This is a genomic window from Paenibacillus sp. JT22N15 (assembly GCF_059383755.1).
In genome coordinates this window covers 313069-328986 of the sequence record NZ_JBXENV010000006.1, presented here as the reverse complement: position 1 = coordinate 328986, position 15918 = coordinate 313069, and the positions used below count along the sequence as shown (strand labels likewise).

General features: G+C 47.7%; 12 protein-coding genes and 1 pseudogene. 2 read left to right on the top strand and 11 right to left on the bottom strand.

From position 1 onward, the window contains the following. Positions 1 to 3: 3 nt before the first annotated feature. From AC50X8_RS14230 to coxB, 3 genes are all read right to left on the bottom strand, one after another. Positions 4 to 621: a cytochrome (ubi)quinol oxidase subunit III gene (locus AC50X8_RS14230; protein WP_046234813.1), complete on the bottom strand. Its 618-nt coding sequence runs from the start codon at positions 619 to 621 to the stop codon at positions 4 to 6. After that, positions 618 to 2459, bottom strand: a complete 1842-nt coding sequence (gene ctaD, locus AC50X8_RS14225) for a cytochrome c oxidase subunit I (protein WP_099521416.1) — start codon at positions 2457 to 2459, stop codon at positions 618 to 620. The genes AC50X8_RS14230 and ctaD overlap by 4 nt, the downstream gene beginning before the upstream one ends. A 68-nt stretch (positions 2460 to 2527) precedes the next feature. After that, positions 2528 to 3577 carry a cytochrome c oxidase subunit II gene (coxB, locus tag AC50X8_RS14220; protein ID WP_056042924.1) on the bottom strand — a complete coding sequence of 350 codons (1050 nt, stop codon included), beginning with the start codon at positions 3575 to 3577 and terminating at the stop codon, positions 2528 to 2530. Positions 3578 to 3900: 323 nt separating this feature from the next. Between coxB and AC50X8_RS14215 the strand changes: the two genes are divergently transcribed. After that, the gene (locus AC50X8_RS14215; RefSeq protein ID WP_494880152.1) at positions 3901 to 4608 is read left to right on the top strand and encodes a YhcN/YlaJ family sporulation lipoprotein; all 708 of its coding nucleotides are present in this window, start codon (positions 3901 to 3903) and stop codon (positions 4606 to 4608) included. A gap of 81 nt (positions 4609 to 4689) precedes the next feature. Here AC50X8_RS14215 and AC50X8_RS14210 read toward each other — a convergent pair whose 3' ends face one another. The 7 genes and pseudogenes from AC50X8_RS14210 to AC50X8_RS14180 form a co-directional block, all read right to left on the bottom strand. Further along, positions 4690 to 5838: an MFS transporter gene (locus AC50X8_RS14210; protein WP_494880151.1), complete on the bottom strand. Its 1149-nt coding sequence runs from the start codon at positions 5836 to 5838 to the stop codon at positions 4690 to 4692. 113 nt (positions 5839 to 5951) lie between these two features. Beyond that, positions 5952 to 6797 (bottom strand): DUF421 domain-containing protein, encoded by an 846-nt coding sequence (locus AC50X8_RS14205; protein WP_056042929.1) that lies wholly within the window; start codon positions 6795 to 6797, stop codon positions 5952 to 5954. 545 nt (positions 6798 to 7342) lie between these two features. Continuing rightward, complete coding sequence (locus AC50X8_RS14200) at positions 7343 to 8722, bottom strand: arabinan endo-1,5-alpha-L-arabinosidase (protein ID WP_494880219.1); 1380 nt, start codon at positions 8720 to 8722, stop codon at positions 7343 to 7345. Between the two features lie 29 nt (positions 8723 to 8751). Then, positions 8752 to 9593, bottom strand: a pseudogene (locus AC50X8_RS14195) (carbohydrate ABC transporter permease). Between the two features lie 33 nt (positions 9594 to 9626). Continuing rightward, positions 9627 to 10517 carry a carbohydrate ABC transporter permease gene (locus AC50X8_RS14190; protein ID WP_056042933.1) on the bottom strand — a complete coding sequence of 297 codons (891 nt, stop codon included), beginning with the start codon at positions 10515 to 10517 and terminating at the stop codon, positions 9627 to 9629. Positions 10518 to 10647: 130 nt separating this feature from the next. Continuing rightward, entirely contained in the window at positions 10648 to 11997 is a 1350-nt protein-coding gene (locus tag AC50X8_RS14185; RefSeq protein ID WP_494859242.1) for an ABC transporter substrate-binding protein, read from the bottom strand. Between the two features lie 286 nt (positions 11998 to 12283). After that, positions 12284 to 13258, bottom strand: a complete 975-nt coding sequence (locus AC50X8_RS14180; RefSeq protein ID WP_494880218.1) for a glycoside hydrolase family 43 protein — start codon at positions 13256 to 13258, stop codon at positions 12284 to 12286. Positions 13259 to 13465: 207 nt separating this feature from the next. On the opposite strand from AC50X8_RS14180, the gene AC50X8_RS14175 reads away from it, so the two are divergent. Then, entirely contained in the window at positions 13466 to 14398 is a 933-nt protein-coding gene (locus AC50X8_RS14175; protein ID WP_494880150.1) for an ArsR/SmtB family transcription factor, read from the top strand. Between the two features lie 525 nt (positions 14399 to 14923). Here AC50X8_RS14175 and AC50X8_RS14170 read toward each other — a convergent pair. Continuing rightward, complete coding sequence (locus tag AC50X8_RS14170) at positions 14924 to 15565, bottom strand: nitroreductase family protein (protein ID WP_056042939.1); 642 nt, start codon at positions 15563 to 15565, stop codon at positions 14924 to 14926. Positions 15566 to 15918: the final 353 nt, after the last annotated feature.

Here is a 15918-nt window from a genome sequence, read left to right as displayed (position 1 = left end):
TGGCTAGACCACCTTTCCCATCAAATAAACGACGGTGAAGATAAATACCCAAACTACGTCGATAAAGTGCCAGTACATACCTGCAACATACACTTTAGGAGCTGTAACAACCGTAAGGCCTTTTTTCATCAACTGTCCGATAATGCTGGAAATCCAGAAAATACCGAACGCAACGTGGGCACCGTGGAATCCGACTAACGTATAGAAGGAAGAACTGAACGCACTTGTCGTAAAGCCATGCCCTTCATGCACATAGTGGTAAAACTCATAAATTTCAAGTCCTAGGAATCCAAGTCCGAGCACAACGGTTACGATTAACCAGTTGATCAAAGCTTTTACATTATGATTATGCAGCGCTTGGATAGCAAATACGCTAGTCAAGCTTGATGTAAGCAAAATAGCAGTTGCTGCTGCAACGAGCGAAAGCTTGAACAGCTCGCTTGGCTGCGGTCCATCCAGCACTTGATGGCGAAGGGCAAGGAACGCCGAGAACAGCGTTCCGAACAAAACTGTTTCACCGCCAAGAAATAGCCAGAAGCCTAATACTTTATTGCGGCCCTCAAGAGTGGCTTTCTCGGGCTCATGAGGGAGATGCCCCTCTGCATGTGAATGTGTACTCATGCTTTAACCCCCTTGTCTTCCAACTCTTCCGGCTCAATGTGGAAACCATGATCATCATATACCGAGCGAAGGAACATGCTTCCGAACGTTATTAACAGGCCAAGACCGGCAACATAGAAACCGATATGTTCTGTAATAAACGTCCAATCCCTCGAATACATCAGGCCAAAGCCTGTAATGAACAAGCCAAGCGACATTGTGAACGGCAGAATAGAAGGAGATGGCATATGGATCGAGCCAATTGGCTCAGCAGGCGTCATGCCTTTGTGTCCATCCATTTTTTCTTTCCAATAAGCATCGTAGCCGCGAACAAGCGGAGTTTGCTTAAAGTTATATTCTGGAGGCGGCGATGGAATGGTCCATTCCAGCGTACGGCCATCCTCCCAAGGATCATCCGCTGCATTTTGTGGTTTTGCATTAGTGATAACTACGTTCAGGAAGAACATAATCGTACCAATACCCATCATGATTGCACCAATTGTACTAATCAAGTTCATTTCATTAAATCCAAGGCCGTCGAGGTACGTCCAAATACGACGAGGCATACCAAGCAAACCGAGGAAATGCTGAATAAAGAATGTCAGATGGAAACCGATGTAGAACATCCAGAACGTCCATTTGCCAAGCGTTTCATTCAACACGCGACCGAACATTTTAGGCCACCAGTAGTGAAGACCGGAGAAAATACCTAAAATCAGACCGCCGACGATAACGTAGTGGAAATGCGCAACTACGAAATACGTATCGTGATACTGGAAATCCGCTGGCGCAGCTGCAAGCATAACGCCTGTAACGCCGCCCATTACGAAGGTCGGAATAAATCCAACGGCATACAAATTAGCGCTCGTAAACTTGATCGATCCGCCCCACATTGTAAAGATCCAGTTGAAGATTTTAATACCTGTTGGCACTGCAATCAGCATCGTTGCTATTGAGAACAATGCGTTAGCTACAGGCCCCAGACCCGTCGTAAACATGTGATGCGCCCATACCATGAAGCCCAAAAAGCCGATCAGAATTGTCGCGAACACCATCGAGCTGTAACCGAACAGGCGTTTACGCGAGAATGTACTGATTACCTCGGAAATAACACCGAAGGCAGGCAGGATGAGAATATACACTTCAGGGTGTCCGAAAATCCAGAAAATATGCTCCCATAGTACAGCGTTACCGCCATTGTTAGGGTCGAAGAAGTTGGCATCGAATACCCTGTCGAACATCAGTGCCGCCAAACCTACAGCAAGTGCAGGGAAAGCGAACAAGATAAGCGCCGACGTAATGAACGAAGCCCATGTAAACATCGGCATCCGCATGAAGGTCATGCCAGGTGCACGCATATTAATAATCGTTACCAGGAAGTTAATCCCCCCGATAAGCGTACCAATACCCGCTATCTGGAGACCTAAGACATAATAATCCATCCCATGGCCAGTACTGAACGCCGGCCCCGAAAGTGGTGCGTAAGCCGTCCAGCCGGCGGCTGGCGCACCTGTGCTTGTAAACCAGCTGACATTCAATAATACGGCTCCGAAGAAAAACGTCCAGAAGCCAAGTGCATTTACAAAAGGAAACGCAACGTCGCGTGCGCCGATTTGCAGCGGCACGACCGCGTTCATTAAAGCAAATAGCATCGGCATCGCAGCCAAGAAGATCATTGTTGTACCGTGCATAGTAATCAGCTCATTGTATGTATCCGCACTAACGAAATCATTTAGCGGCTTCCAAAGCTGAATCCGAATAAGAAGTGCTTCCAAACCACCGACCAGAAAGAAAAAACCGCCGGCGATCAAATATAAAATACCGATTTTTTTGTGGTCAACCGTTGTTAACCAGTCCATCAGACCAGAGTAACGCTTAACCGCGTGTCCTTGAGCCAAGTTGGTACCTCCTTTTCATCACCGATGATCTATTTTTCGTAGTCCAATGTTAATTCCGATAAGTATTTCGCAATACCATCAAGCTCTTGCTGCGTCAGATCGATCTTGCCCATCAGATTGCCAGGTTTAATGTCATCTGGATTTTCGATCCAACGATGAAGATTGTCATAAGTGGAACCTTCATTGGAGTACTGAGGATCATCTGTATTAATCAGGATACCACCAACGGAATCACGGCTTCCGATACCTGTAAGGTTCGGGTACAATGGTCCGCCTTTGTCGCCAACAGCGTGGCAAACGAGACATTTGCTTTCGAAAGCAGCGGCAATTGCCGGATCGCTTGGCATTGCTACTGGCGCTTGAAGCGCTGCTACCCATCGGTCGAACGATGCATCATCAACCGATTTCACCTTAAAGTCCATCAAGCCGTGGGAAGGTCCGCAAAGCTCGGCACATTTGCCCAAGTAAACGCCTTCTTTTGGTGCCGAGAAGAACATTTTATTTGTTGAACCACCAGGATTAGTATCGATTTTACCTGCAAGGGAAGGAACCCAGAACGAGTGAAGCACATCTGCTGTCTTCGCTTCAATTGTAATGGTCTTGCCTTTTGGAATAACCAGCTCCTGCGCCGTCTTGACGCCCAGATCCGGATACTCGAATTCCCACCAATATTGATGTGAAGTTACTATTACTTTAACCGCATCTGGATCGTTTGAATGATCCTTTGACAGGTTAAATACGGTCTGAACGGTAGGAACACCCAAAATAATCAAGAGAATAATAGGAATTACGGTCCAAATAATCTCTAGCTTGTGGCTACCTTCGACCTGCTTGGGAATCGACTTATCTCCCTTACGTCTGCGAAAACGGACAATGACAAACAAACAAAGTGCAAATACAATCACTACTACACCGATCATGATTGAAAATGCGAGCTTCATCAATCCGAATTGCTCTTGCGCTACGGGCCCCTGGGGATTCAGCGCGGATAGATCTGCTCGTCCGCATGCTGACAGCACCAATACCATCAAGGCCAGAAGCGGCGCAAGCCGTTTAAAAAACTGCCACCGATTCATCAATAATCAACCCCACTTTTGACGTTTTTGCAGCTGTAAACACCCCGAAATTGTGGCAAACTGCTTGTTTTTAAGCTAATAAAAAATGACAACTTCTGCGACCTTAATACCTTATTAAATATAAAGTTGAAGCCCTTATTTGTCAATGTTCCACAGAGAGTTCACAAATTGTTCGCAAAGCTGTCAAATTCGTTATTTTAAAGCGCTTTTTTCGAGAATCGTGGGCTTTCCGTTCACAAAGTCAAATCTGTATAGCTTTTCCTGCGTATATTTAATCGTTCCCTACAAACCCTATTCTTATTACAGCAGGAATGGAGGACATCTAAATGCCAAAAAAACGAATGTTTTATGCGTTATTATGCAGCGCCCTCCTCGTATGCTCATCGGCTGCCTGCAACTACGAGCAGCGGGTACAGGACAGCGACTACGATTATGGCAGCAGGCAAGCCGGCGATCCGAAAATGCTGAGCAGCAAAATGTATGGAACGACGACGAACAATCCGCATCAGCATGACAATGCTTTTTTCGAATACAGCAATACGTTGTCTAAGAAGGTGACCAACTTAAATGGCGTAGCTGCGGCGAACGTCATGCTGACGGACAAAAACGCTTATGTCGGCATCGTGCTTGATTGGACCGCTGTCGGTACAAGAGGTGCTGGCGGCAATCGGGAGCAGTTGAACGGCGGGCAGCCGGAGGACGCCTACAACACGAGCCGTGTCAGCCCGCTTGAGGACAATCGGCTGCTCGTCAAGCCTTATCAGTCGTATTTCTCGGTCAACGACCACAATGAGCTGTCCCCGGAGCTTAAGCAAACGATCGCCACGCGTATTCGCGAGCTTGCCCCGATGGTGCAGGAGGTGCACATATCCGCCAATATGGATTTCGTGAATAAGCTGAATGATTATGCTGTGGAGTCGTGGGGAGGACGATCACTGACCCCACATGTGGATGCTTTCAACACTTTGGTGAAATATCAATTCGTCGGGGGCCAGGAAATGCCTAAGCCAATTAATTCCAAAAAAACACCATAAAGATGAGCCTCGCATTTGTATATCAAAAAAACTCTTCTATTATATATGCTGATGCAACGCAACAATGATGAATGGGGACCTTTAAGCAGGGTCCCCTTTTCTCTGTTTTAGCATAATTAACAGACATAGCAGCATGGCAGCAAACGACCAAACAGCCATTGCCCCATAAAGCTTCGCCCCGCCATACTGATCAATGAACCACCCTCCGGCGGTTGCCGATATGATGCTCGATACTCCAAAAAGCAGCACCGCTAGCACCGTCTGGCCCGTTGCCTTCCATTCCTCAGGAACAAGCTTATACAAATATTGAATCGACGCCGCGTAAAAAAGCACAAAGGAGACCCCTTGCAGCAGTTGCAGCCACATAAGAGCAGCAGGATCAGTGACGACAGCAGACAGTGCAAAGCGCAAGGCATAGCAACTAGCGGCAACCGCGATAACAGCAAGCTCTTTTCCCGGTTTAATGAAATAATGGCTAATGGCGAAAAAAACAACTTCTATAATCGTCATAACGGTCCAGGCTTGCCCGACTAACTGGACATCGCCGCCCAAGCTTTTAATATATAGGCCGATATAATTATCATTCATCCGGTGCGGCACTGCTAGAAACAGGACAAGTCCGAGAAACCATAGCGTCTGCTTGCTTCTGAAAAACAAGCCGATTTCCCTAAGCGCAATCGGTTTGGCGGCTGCCGGCACTTCAGCAAGCAGGCTGCACAGCAGCAAGGTGATGACCCCGTACACGAGAAATAATACCGCCAAGCTGCCGATGCCATAGTGCTTGCCTGCATAGCCGATGATGGAAGAGGCCATCGCAAAGCCAAGCGCGCCAAACATTCGGATCGAGCCGAAATTGACCTTATATTGAAGGGACACACGATAATTGAAGCTTTCAACCAAAGGGTCCGTCGGCATGAAGAAGAAATACATCAAGCTAATGCCTACAAACAACGGCACCAGCTCCGTGGAACGATAGAGCAGTCCGCCGATAACGACAGATACCGTAATTAGCAGCAGCAAAACCTTTTTGATTACCTTGTATTTGTCGCTAATCATTCCCCAGAGCGGCTGGGATACGACCCCAATGAGGCTGCCCAGCCCCAGCATCAACCCAATATTCGTGGCGCTAATATCGCGCTCAGCCAAATAAATAGGCAGAAAGGAGAGAAATAATGCAAACAGCGAGAAATAGAAGTAATTGTATGCGCGCAAAAATAAAACCTGTCTCATAGCCCGCCCCTTATCGTTATGTATATACACCTCCGTACATTTTAAAATACATCGCCTGCATTGAACAGCCGTTTTTGCTTCAATGTATGCCTTTGCGTCAGCTGCTGTCCGGCTTATTTCTTATCGATAAGCGCTTGCAGCTTGTTTACCGCACTTTGATAATCAGATTTATCCTTTTCATTTAAGGACAGCTGATCCTGAAGCTGCAATTGCACCTCAAATTGCTTCATTATACTTAGCAGCTGTGATTTGGGGTTCGTCGGTTTAGCTGGCTCAATGGATTTGGTGCCCGTCTGAATCATCAGCTCACCCTGATCATCGACTTGACCCAGAAAGATGTCCGTTAGCTCGATTCGCTGATCGCGCAGCTTTTTGTTCAGCCAGTTGTCATCAAGTCCTGACTCTCGGAGCGACTTCTTGAGCACCTTGCCATCCATAATAATCGTAGTCGCTTCCGCCTCCGGCTCTACTTGAAGGCCGAGAATATCAGCGGTCAGCGGCTGTTGTTCCTTTTTCAGCAGCACATTAATTTCACCGCTTTGCTCCATAATAGCAAATTCCACATCCGCCATCCGATAGACATCCTTTTTACGCAGCTGCTCTAGAAACTCATCGAGCGTCATACGCTCCTTTTGCAAATTTTTTCGCAGCAGCTTTCCTCTTCGGATAAGCACGGTTCCCTGCCCGTCGATAAAGTTGCGAAGCGTCTTGCTCTTCATGGTAGCAAACTCGAAGCCTACGGACACAATGACCCATACGAGCAAGGCTACAATACCCAAATACCATTCATTATCGAGATCCAGTGAAATGTACGAAGCAATGTTCCCCATCGTAATCCCCGTAATATACTCGAATAACGACAGCTGCGAAATTTGCCGTTTGCCCAATAGCTTGGTCATGACAAACAAAATAACGACCGAGGACAACGTTCGCAGCGTAATTTCCAACCAATCTTGCATAAAAGGTTTCGCCTCCTGCATTTGTTTGTTCTTACCCGGGGAGTGGAACAAACTTTGTGAATTTTGTATTTAAAGTAGCGTAACCAGATAGGCAAAAGTCATACATATATAGGTATCTTTTCGCCCCTCTTGCAATTGTTCTTCATATAGGCTATAATGATCTTTGATGTGTTATATTTAACCCCCAAATATCCCTCCTAGAGATTCAATGTTTTCCACAGTTTTGATCTTCTTTTCTGGATTTTCTTTTCTGTTCATTTCTGAATTCTCACGTTCGTGCTGTACGAGCTTTGATTCACACTGGCGCGGTCTAGGAGCCGCAAGGATGGAAGAGAGGTAGGGCTTCCGTTGTTTTGGAGTTAGGTTACGAGGCAAGATTATGCTGTCTTGCAAGATTAACAAGGGATATAACGGCCATTCATGTTGCTGAAGGCCCGGTTAAATATACGATACACAAACAGCGGCACCCATTTGATGGGTGCCGCTATCCAATTTTATAGTGATATTTCCGCAATTAAACGCAGGCTGCACAGCGCGAGTGGCTGCTATCTGATCTGTTTTCCCCAGACTGCGAGCCCTTTGTCATCCATTCCGGTAAATACTAGCGTAGGCTTGTTCAGCTCTGAGTCCCATGCTGGCAGCACCAGCACCGTTTCAATCCCCGCCTTCGTCTGATCCTCATCTTGAAAATACAGGCGCACCGTATGCTCGCCATCAAACTCCCAATAATTTGCTGATTCTTCAGCGCCGATCTTGCCGTCTTTTCTCAGCTCAATCGCTTCTGAATCAAGCGGCCCATCTATATATTTCTCGTGCACAATGCGCTCCCATGTGCCCGTAAGCGCGCTCTTAGGTATCGTTTGCAGTTGTTCCCCCGCATATCGCTCAGGCGACACCACCGGCCACCCATCGCCAGTCCAAAGCAGCTTGCGCACATGCAAGTACATCCAGTTCGAATCCTGCTCTGGGCGAGCATGATGAACGATATAATCGCTATCGCCGTCCTGCAGTATCGAATTGTGGCCGGGAGCAATCCAGCCTTCTCCTTCCGCAAACCGGTAGCCGCCCATCACCTTGTTGCCGACATCGAAGGTCGGATCATAAGCGGTATCCAGCATATCTCTGCCGAGGGAATCGAGAAAAGGCCCTGTTATCGACGCCGAGCGTCCTACCCGCACATTATAATCCTGACTGAGCGAGTCATAGGAAACGAACAAATAATATTGCTTGAGCTCAGCATTATAAATCATATAGGGACCTTCCACTGCTCCCGATTCCGAGGCAGCGCGAGCCGCGATTTTCGTCCCGTAGCCCTGCTCCTTAAGCTTGCCCGTAGCCGGATCAAGTGGAGATACATAGATGCCTCCGAAAAAAGAACCATACACGAACCAAGGCTTGCCTTCGGCATCCTTCACAATATTAGGATCAATGGCATTCGGCTCGTCGCCAGGCCCCGTCTTTATGACTTCTCCCTGATCCGTCCACGGCCCTTCCAGTGAATCGCTTGTTGCAACCCCAATAAACGAGCGATTTGAGCCAAAGGTCGACGCGGAATAATATAAATAGAAGTGGTCGCCAAGCTTCGCCACCTCTGGCGCCCACATGCCCGTTGCCCCCGTCCACGCCTCTGCTTCCGCTGGAACACCATCAAGCGCATAGCCGGCCCATTCCCAGTTCATGAGATCCTTCGATTTTCTGACCATAAGTCCTGGTTTTGCCGCTCCTCCGACCTTAACATCCGTGGAGAAAATATAATACGTATCCCCTTCCTTAATAATAGAAGGATCATGCACATTGCTTATATTCCAGCCCTGCTCATTGTCTATATTCGCTGTATCATACATCGGGTAGCTAGGCGGCGCCTGCGGATAAACCACTTCCTCGCCCGAGCAGCCGGTCAGCCAAACCGTAGCAACTGCCGTTATCGTTAAAAAATATCGTTTCATAGGCGGCTCTAACCTTTCACGCCAGAAATGGCAACCGATTCAATAATTTGCTTCTGGAATACGAGAAAAATAATAAGCATCGGCAGCAGCGCAATGAACGAAGCCGCCATAATAAGCGCATAATCGGTCTGAATCGCATAAGTCGCGTTAAAATTCCAATGACGAGCTGGAGCGTCTGCTTCTCCGGCGAATTCAAATAAATAATCGGCGCCAAATAATCATTCCATACCGCCATAAACCATAAAATAAGCTGTGCCGCCACAGCTGGACGGATAAGCGGAAAAATGATTTTGGAGAAAATGCCGAAATACGAGCTGCCATCTATTTTTGCCGCTTCGATAATCGCCCCTGGCACGCTCGTCAAATACTGCCGCAGAAAAAAGATCATCATAATGTTGCCGAATAATCCCGGCACGATTAGCGGCTTGAGCGTATCGACCCAGCCAAATTCAGAGAACAGAATAAACTGCGGAATCATGACCGCCGGGTAAGGAATCATTAAGGCGGATAACAGCAGCAGAAAAATCATATTTTTGAAAGGAAAACGCAGCTTGGCGAAGGCGAACGCCGCCAGACTTGAGGTGAATGTGCCGATAATCGTCACGCACACCGTAATAATCAGGCTGTTCTGAATACCGCTCAGCAGCGGGCCCTTTTCCCAAATTTCGATATACTTCTCAAAATGGAACGTTTCCGGTATCCATACCGGAGGCAGCGCAAAAACCTCCGCCTTCGACTTGAAGGAGGTCGACAACGTCCACAGCAGCGGGGCAACCATAAAGACGGCACCGATACTGATGACGATAAAAGCGAGCAAATCGGTCAGATTGAATCTTTTTAACGATAGCATAAGTCAGGCTTCACTCCTTTCCTGCCGGCAAGTTTATTCCATATCCTTCGAGGAACGTTCATTCATGCGGAACTGCACGAGCGTAATGACGAAAATAAACAGTCCCAGCAGCATCGCCATCCCCGAGGCATAGCCCATCTGCAGGTTCTCGAACGCTTTCTTCCATACATAGAAAACGACCGTTGCGGAGCTGTATTCCGGCCCGCCCGTCGGCGTCATAATGTTAACCTCAGTGAAAATTTGCGCTCCCCCAATAATTTTCGTTACGACGATAAAGAACGTGACAGGCTTCACCATCGGGAACGTAATGTTCCAGAAAATTTTCCAGCTATTCGCGCCGTCCAATTGCGCCGCTTCATAATAATCCTTCGGTACGCTTTGCAGCGCAGCCAAATAAAGCAGCATGGAATACCCAATATTTTTCCAGATCATCATCAATATAAGAGCAGGCTTTACCGTATACTTATCCGTGAGCCAGTTCGGGCCCTCAAAGCCAAACAGCGCTAGAAACTGGTTCACCAGACCATAATCGCCGTTATAAGCCCACTGCCACAGTATCGATACCGCTGCAAGCGAAGAAATAACCGGCACATAATAAATGACCCGGAACGTTGTCGTGCCGAACATTTTCCGATTCAGGCCCATCGCCAGCAGCAGCGCTAATGTAATTTCAATTGGAATACCAATCATCATAAAAATCGTATTAAAGCTCGCTTTATAAAAAAGCTCATCGGCGAGAATATCTTTAAAATTGTCCAGCCCAATAAACGTCATCTGCCCGAGCCCATCCCAATCGGTAAAAGAACCATATAGGGAGTACAGCAGCGGGTACAGCGTAAACAAAAGATAGCCGATAACGGGCGCCAGCACGAATAAATACCCGTAATAGCCTTCCTTCCGGTAAAGATTCGACCTTACTTTCATGTTTCACCCCTCAAAATGACCGGAAGCCAGAGGAACAGGCACTCTTTGCAGCTGCCCCTTGAAAACCAAGGACCGTGCTTCGCTTGTCCTCCGTCCTTCCGGTACTGAGATTAGCTTCTGCTTGCAACCATTATTTCTTGGATTTCGCTTCCTGCTCAACCGCTTTATCAAGCAGCTTCTGCATCTTCGGCTGCTCCGCCTTCACGTAGTCCGCTGCTGTCACCTTGCCATCAAGCACAGGCTGAATATCGGTGAAAAACAGCTGATACCATTCGGAGTTGTATGTCAGCGTGTTAGGCATTGGCTTGCCGTAATCCTCTACGATACGGAGGAATTCAGCTTTGTTTTCAGGCTTCGTCGTCGTGTCTGCGGCCCATTTTTCCGCCATATCAATCAGGTTCGGAATTTGCACCTTCGCATCAACGAGCTGCTGCATGCCTTCCGGCGATGCGGTCAGATACGTTACGAGCTGTGCCGCTTCTTCCGGATTTTTCGAGCCGCTGGATACGCCGATGCCAAGCGAGCCAAGGAAGGTCGCGGATTTGCCGGTCGAGCCAGCAGGGTAAGGGATCAAATCATAATCGAAAGGCAGCGTCTCATACGTCGCAAGATCCCATGGACCTACCGGGAAAAAGGCAAGCTCGCCCTTCATCCAGCGCTGATACGTATCAAGCGTCGCCGCATCTTCAATGGATGGCGTAATTTTATAAACATTTTGCATATCGGCAAAATATTGCAGCGCCTCCGCGAACTTCGGATCGTCAATCGTCACCTTCGTATTCGTTGCGTCCAGCCAGTCTGCCCCATTGCTCCAGACGAAGGCCTGCAGCGCCCAGTTGACATTAAAGCCCGTTCCGTACTGATCGATTTTGCCATCGCCATTCGTATCCTTCACCAATTGCTGATTGACCTTGATGAATTCGTCCCATGTATACGGCTTTTCCTTATCCGGCAACGGGATTCCAGCCGCTGTGAACATGTCTTTATTGTAGCCGAGCGCAAACGGGCCCACGTCCTTCGGCAAGCCATAGATGCTGCCCTGGCCTACGTTATTGCCATCATAGCGGTAAATATCTACGCCACGCTTCCATAGGTTATCGAAGTCGACATCCTTCACGTATTCCGTAATATCTTTCAATACTCCCGCATTCACATAAGCTCTTAAATCGCCTGGGTCAAAATAAAAGACGTCCGGCACGCTTTTGCCCGTAATGGCTGCTTTCAGCTTCGTCGCGTATTGGTCACCCGTTGTCGTAATGATTTTCACCTTTACATCAGGATGATCGGCCTCAAACTTCTTGACCGTCGCCTCATACGCCTTCTGCTCCTCCGGTCCGCCGCGGAACATGAAGCTGATTTGCTTCGTGCCGCCCTGCCCAGTCTCGGTGCTTCCTTCTGTTTGCGAATTGCTGCTGCAGCCCGCGATAACACCCCCCAGCACAATCGTCGCTGCCATTGTTGCAAGTAAACTTTTTTTCATCCTCAAACCCTCCTCCATAAAATGAAAACGTATTCACAATTTCGAAAAGTTGCCTTGCATCATGATGGTATAAGTACAGTGCTGACTCACGCGACACATCCGTTTGCAAGTCAAAATCGCCTTTCAACCGTTGTATCGCGCCTTATTAATCCTATTGCTTCACAAACATTAATAATATATGTATTAATCATTAATGTTTTTATTATTTACGATAATAGTTCAAAGCGCTTACATTGTCAACTATATTTGTTTGATTTTTGGAATTCCTTTGCGCTCAGCCAGCTTCTTACTTGCCGTCCCGCACCGGGACGCCAAAGCTAGGCTTACCATCCGCTGTCCAGCCGAATACTTGCGCCCTCGTGTGGCGATTCGGATCGTAAAGCGGATCCCCTGTAATCTCCTTATAATTGCGGGCATGGTAAATCAAAATATCCTGCTTGCCATCCGGCGACACCGTAAAGCTGTTATGTCCAGGTCCATATTGCCCGTTCTCTTCACTCGTTACAAATACAGGCTCCGGCGCCTTGCTCCATGAAGCCGGGTCGAGCAAATCGCTGTCCTCGGAAGCGCTCAGCAGTCCCATGCAATAATGGTGATCGGTTGCGCTGGCCGAATAGCTAATAAATATCGTCCCGCCACGCTTCAGCACCGCAGCTCCTTCATTGACGTAAAAGCCGATTTTCTCCCATTCGTATTCGGGCTGAGCAATCATAACCTGCTTGCCGCTCATCGTCCAAGGATTGCTCATCGCCGCAATATATAAATTAGAGTTGCCTGCGATCGCCAAATCCTTCTGCGCCCAGACGAGATATTGCGTGCCCTTATGCTCGAAGCTTGTCGCATCCAGCGCAAACGATTCCCAATTGGCGACAAGCTGCCCTTTTTCAACCCACTGGCCTTCGAGCGGATTGGGTGATTCATTTTCCAATACGAACATGCGATGGTCGAACAGCCCCTCAACTGTCTCCGTCGTCCGTGCCGCAGCGAAGTAGATATACCATTTGCCCTGAACAAAATGCAGCTCCGGCGCCCAAATGTTCGCGCTCATCGGTCCCTCGGCATATTTTCGCCAGACGACAACTGGCTCTGCTTCCCCCAGCTGCTGGATTGTGCGCGCTCTTCTAAGCTCAATGCGGTCGTATTCCGGAACGGAACCCGTGAAATAGTAGTAGCCGTCGGAATGGAGATATACCCATGGATCCGCACGCTGCGGTATAATAGGATTGACGAAAGATTGCTCGGCTTGGATCTGCTGCTCCATCATAATCAAAACCCCTTTGTTAATTATTCATAAATATATTACTTACTTCCTTCGATGTTAATATATCAACAGCTTTACGCCGCTGTCAACCAGATTATGCCTGTTTGAAGGCGTTTCCTTGTCTGTTTTGGCCAAATCATGTATCATTAGTCACAATCAGTGTTATTCACATATTCATTAATATTTCAATTTCCGGAGGACGCCACGTTGAAAATAGAACTTTCCGAACAATATTTGCCTGTATTCGAGGCTATATCCAGCAACGTCCGCATCCAAATCATTCACCTTCTATCGCACAAATCGATGAATATTCGCGAGCTTGCCGAAGCGCTCGGGCTTAGCAGCGCCATTATGACGATGCATGTCAAGAAGCTGGAGAAAGCAAACATTATTCACTCGGAGATGACGCCCGGCAAAGGCGGGGCAGCGCAGAAGGTTTGCTCGCTCAGCATCGATAATTTGGAAATCATGTTTCCAATCAAGGATGTGATTCCTCGCGAGGTGCGGCGAACCGATATTTCGATTGGCCATTTTACCGATTTGGACATTTCGCCAACCTGCGGCATTTGTACGAGGGATTCCATCATCGGCATATTCGACGATCCGAGGCATTTTCTTGATCCAGAGCGGCTGAATGCGAAAATTTTGTGGTTTGGGCAAGGGTATATTGAATACAAGATGCCTAATTACATGCTTGGGAGCGAAAATCCGGAGCAGCTCGAAATTTCAATGGAAATTTCCTCGGAGGCCCCTTTCACGAACAACAATTGGCCTTCGGATATCAGCTTCTTTTTCAACGGCATGAAGGTTGGCATGTGGACGAGCCCCGGCGACTTTGGGGGCAAAGGCAAGCTTAATCCGCCATGGTGGTTCGAAAGCGTCAATCAGCATGGGCTGCTCAAGCATTTGATCGTGAAGAAGGAAGGCACCTTCATGGATGGCATTAAACTGTCCGATGTGACGATTGACGATATTGATATCCGCAGCAACCAGTGGACGTTCCGCATCGCCGTAGAGGAAAATGCCGAGCATATTGGCGGCGTCACGCTGTTCGGCTCCGGCTTCGGCAACCATAATCAGGACCTGGTGTTCCGCCTGTATTATACGAAGCAGCCTCAGGAGAAGGAGATCGAAGCTTAGGCAAAGGTAACTCCCTGCACAATGACAGATTTGGCGGACACAGCAGCCGCTATTTCAACCGAATCATGGGTTAAGGCACAAGTGGCGGACTCAGGAGCCGCTATTGTGATGCAAATGACCATTTTGACGGGATAATGACGGTGATAGCGGCTTTCCTGTCCGCGTACGGCCTGAAACCGGGTCAAAAGCCAGAATAGCGGAAACTCAGTCCGCCAAAATAGTGTGAGCGTTCCCAAGCTGCTGCGCGGTCTAATCAAGGGTGATTTAAACAAAAGTGTTCTCAGTAACAGTGGTATTAGCAACGGTGTTCTCAGCAACGGTGTTCTCTGCAACATTCGCACGCTGCCGTTCCTCCACCCTTGAATCTGAATCGCAAAATGAGATTGGCCTTGAATAAACGCTAAGCATGGTACAGCAGAATAGCTCTGGTCTGCATACCCACCTAGTATAACTGCACGCAAAAAAGCTGCATCCTTAGTGGAGGCAGCTTTTTCGCATGAACAGGAAGGGTTGAGATTATTGATTTCAGTGAGTATCAGGAGAATGAAAAGCATTCATATTCACATATTGATTAACGGGCTTGCGGTAGCCGCGCGGGCGCTCTTTGTTCGGATCGCTTTTGCCCAGTGTTATGAGCATAACCGGCACATAACGCTCGGGGATTTCAAACAGCTCCTGCACTTTATCCGCGTCAAAACCAATCATCGGGCATGTATCCCAGCCCTGGTCTTTGGCGATCAGCATCAGCTGCATCGCAGACAGGCTCGCATTGCGAATCGCATCGTCCCGCTGGAACAGCTCGCCGCGCGATTCGTAAAACTGAATCACATTTTCATTTTCCTGATCATAATCAAGCTTGCTCATCATGCCCAGCGCGAGCATCCCTGCGTTCAGCTCTCCAACATTAAGGTGCGCCTTCGTATCACCAAGCACGATGATGGCCGCAGAAGCATTTTTTACTTTATATTGTTTGGAAGCTTCATAGATTTTTTCTTTGCTTTCCTCGGATGTCGCCACGATGTAGTGGCTGTGCTGCAAATTAAAGGCCGAAGGAACGAAGCGGTTTAGTGAAAAAAGCTGCTGAAGCTCCTCCTCCGATATCGCTACATTTTCCACAAAATTCACTGCCGAACGACGTTTTTCGATAATCGTTTTAAGTTCTCCCATGTTCAAACGCTCCCTTTGAAAATCATTTTTATGTAAAGCGGCCTACAAGCTTTCTTCTATGTTTGTAATTATAATATATTTGCTTTATTTTTGTAAGTGGTTTACGAAAAAAACTTTCGTTATGCACACAAAATAAATTCAACTACTTTCATGATAAAATAATGCCTGATAAGGAAGTGTCCCATTAGTAAAAAAGATGTGTTCTGATTCAAAATTCGTTGTCTGCTATTGGTACTCATGGAGTCGTGATGACAATGATGATGGGATATTTCGCTGCGAACAACGCTATCTAGCATTTTAGTCTTACTCAAGTGCTTGATTACAACATTGTTAAAGAGCGCGGTATCACCTTC

Excerpts from the sequence above, each read along its gene's own strand:
- AC50X8_RS14230 (WP_046234813.1), bottom strand. The coding sequence starts at position 621 with ATGAGTACACATTCACATGCAGAGGGGCATCTCCCTCATGAGCCCGAG.
- ctaD (WP_099521416.1), bottom strand. The coding sequence starts at position 2,459 with ATGGACTGGTTAACAACGGTTGACCACAAAAAAATCGGTATTTTATAT.
- AC50X8_RS14215 (WP_494880152.1), top strand. The coding sequence starts at position 3,901 with ATGCCAAAAAAACGAATGTTTTATGCGTTATTATGCAGCGCCCTCCTC.
- AC50X8_RS14210 (WP_494880151.1), bottom strand. The coding sequence starts at position 5,838 with ATGAGACAGGTTTTATTTTTGCGCGCATACAATTACTTCTATTTCTCG.
- AC50X8_RS14205 (WP_056042929.1), bottom strand. The coding sequence starts at position 6,797 with ATGCAAGATTGGTTGGAAATTACGCTGCGAACGTTGTCCTCGGTCGTT.
- AC50X8_RS14190 (WP_056042933.1), bottom strand. The coding sequence starts at position 10,517 with ATGAAAGTAAGGTCGAATCTTTACCGGAAGGAAGGCTATTACGGGTAT.
- AC50X8_RS14185 (WP_494859242.1), bottom strand. The coding sequence starts at position 11,997 with ATGAAAAAAAGTTTACTTGCAACAATGGCAGCGACGATTGTGCTGGGG.
- AC50X8_RS14180 (WP_494880218.1), bottom strand. The coding sequence starts at position 13,258 with ATGGAGCAGCAGATCCAAGCCGAGCAATCTTTCGTCAATCCTATTATA.
- AC50X8_RS14170 (WP_056042939.1), bottom strand. The coding sequence starts at position 15,565 with ATGGGAGAACTTAAAACGATTATCGAAAAACGTCGTTCGGCAGTGAAT.